Genomic DNA, 1,648 nt, shown 5'->3' with positions numbered 1-1,648 from the left:
ATGTTGCAACCAAGTAGAAATGTCACCGCGATTGCAAAGCAGGAATGTCATTAGAGGCGACGACGGAAGCAAAGCCTGACAGGGCGGAGACCTCATATATCGCAGCCCTGGCTGGCTTTGCGGTCTGCGATGCGCTTGCGTTCAGTCAGTGAGTTCCAACCGTTGTTGCGGCGTCCATTCTTTCGGTAGCCGTTGCGGGCGCTTTCCGGGCGAACTTCGGCGCTGGCGATCGCCTTGTCCTGCTCGGCCTTGATATGAGCAAGGACAGCGCTGAGATGCTTGTTGTCTGTAATCGCGGCATGGGTGACGCGGTGTTGGTGCGGATCGAATATGGCGCAGGGAAGGACGATGCCATTGTGCCGAACCTGGATGCGCCCATCCGGGAACTCGTATGTATCGGCATACTTGCCGACCAGCCCCCGTGTCAGTTCGTTGACCTCCAGCCGGATCCGCTTGTGATCGTACTTCAGAGTCAGGTCTTTGCTGACATAGCGCTTGTTGCGTAGACAGAAGATCTCGGCCAGCCGGTCCGGTGCGACGTTCAGCGCGCGGTGGAGATTGTCTGGACGGGCAGCGGGCTTGGCAAACCTGGCGTTATACCGCTGCATGAAGCCCGGGAGGAAGGCATTAGCCGCTTCCATATCCGATATACCGGCGATGCGCAGTTCTTTGACCAGACGGTCCTGCAGCGTCCGGTTCGCCCGTTCCACGCGGCCCTTGGCTTGGCTGCTATTGGCGCACAAAATTTCAATCTGCAGTTCTGCCAGTGCCCGCCCGAACTGGGTCATGCCGGTCATGTGCTCGTTGGGTTTGGGAACGCGGAAGACGGTGTGCTTGTCGCTGTAGAAAGCAACGGGACGACCGTGCCGGGATAGGTAGCCATCCAGAGCCGCGAAGTAGCTGAAGGTGCTTTCGGATTCGACAAATCGCAGTTCCATGAGCGTGCTGGTCGCGTCATCAATGAAAACGAGCAGGGTGCAAGGATCGCCCCGATCCTCAAACCAGCGATGCTCGGACCCATCGATCTGTATAAGCTCGCCAAAATATTCCCGGCGCAGGCGTGGCTGGTGAAAAGTCCGGCGCTGTTTGCGCGATAGCCAGACGCCATCCTCGACCATCCATTTGCGCAGCGTCTCGCGGGAAACCTTGAGCCCATGATGTTCGGCCAACATCTCAGTCGCCAAGGTTGGCCCAAAGTCCGGATAGCTCTCTCTGATCAGCGACAACGCGTAATCCCGTTTGGCTTTATGGATGCGATTGTTGGGAGGCCTGCCGCGCGCCTTGTGCCGGATCGCTGCGGCGCCATCCTGGCGATAGCGCTTCAACAGCCTGAAAACCTGCCGACGTGTCAGATCCAGCACGTTCGCCGCGCTGCCGACAGACAGCCGACCATCATCGACCTGCGCCAAAACCTCCACGCGGTTCAACTCGCGCTCGCTCATCATCACCCATCCCATGTCCGCTCATCCTCATGTTCTGTCGAGGGCAGAGTGACATTCCTGAATTGCTCATGGGCGACATTTTAGCTTTGCGGCTACATCACATATTAACGTAATAAGCTTTATTATGCATCATTGTTCCTAACTCAGACCCCCAGCAGGCTTGTACGCTCTGACGCCATCATCTTTGCCCGCAATCCGGTTGACGT

The 1,648-nt window shown here is 57.5% G+C and carries 1 protein-coding gene; it reads right to left on the bottom strand.

Annotated features, from left to right (window positions below; all coding sequences use genetic code 11):
* Positions 1–92: 92 nt before the first annotated feature.
* Positions 93–1,457, bottom strand: coding sequence for an ISNCY family transposase (locus tag TY51_RS19190; protein ID WP_042252853.1), 1,365 nt, complete (start codon positions 1,455–1,457; stop codon positions 93–95).
* Positions 1,458–1,648 lie beyond the last annotated feature (191 nt).

The organism is Paracoccus sp. PAMC 22219 (assembly GCF_000787695.1).
In the GTDB taxonomy this organism is placed as follows: domain Bacteria; phylum Pseudomonadota; class Alphaproteobacteria; order Rhodobacterales; family Rhodobacteraceae; genus Paracoccus.
Note: the sequence above shows the minus strand (reverse complement) of the source record. Positions and strands in the feature narration are given on the sequence as shown.

Coding starts and splice junctions, on each gene's coding strand:
- TY51_RS19190 (WP_042252853.1), bottom strand. CDS start 1,457: ATGGGATGGGTGATGATGAGCGAGCGCGAGTTGAACCGCGTGGAGGTT.